This is a genomic window from Reyranella sp. CPCC 100927, assembly GCF_007859315.1.
Classification (GTDB): domain Bacteria; phylum Pseudomonadota; class Alphaproteobacteria; order Reyranellales; family Reyranellaceae; genus Vineibacter.
In genome coordinates this window covers 1-535 of record NZ_VOHA01000076.1, presented here as the reverse complement: position 1 = coordinate 535, position 535 = coordinate 1, and the positions used below count along the sequence as shown (strand labels likewise).

Below are 535 nucleotides of genomic sequence, written 5' to 3'. Positions count from 1 at the left end.
ACCCGCTGTGCTGTCGGACCCGGTTCCTAGCGTGTGAGCCATGAGGTCGACGGCATGAGCACCAGGTCCAAGCGCAGCTCCTCGGGATACCGTTGCACGGAATGCGGGTGGAGCACCGTCAAGTGGGTGGGCCGCTGCGCCGAATGCCAGGCCTGGGGGACCATGGAGGAGGTCGGCGAGCACAAGGCCCGCACCACCCCGGCCCGCTCGATCGCCGATCCCGCCAAGCCCATCGCCCAGGTGGATGCCACCCAGGCCACCAGCGTCCCCACCGGCGTCGGAGAGCTCGATCGCGTCCTGGGCGGCGGGCTCGTGCCCGGCGCGGTGATCCTACTGGCCGGTGAGCCCGGCGTCGGCAAGTCCACCCTCCTGCTGGATGTCGCGGCTCGCGTGGCCCAGGGCACCGCACCGCGCGGTCCGCGCTCGGTCCTGTACATCACGGGAGAGGAATCCGCGGCCCAGGTGAAGCTGCGCGCCGACCGCGTGGGCGCGCTGGCCGATTCCCTCTACCTCACCTCGGAGACGGATCTGTCCA

At 71.0% G+C, this 535-nt stretch carries 1 protein-coding gene; it reads left to right on the top strand.

All coding sequences use genetic code 11. The annotated features are described in order from the left end of the window. Nucleotides 1-54: 54 nt before the first annotated feature. Nucleotides 55-535, top strand: a 481-nt coding sequence (locus FQU96_RS42030) for an AAA family ATPase (RefSeq protein WP_146547396.1), incomplete at its 3' end; no start/stop codon positions are given.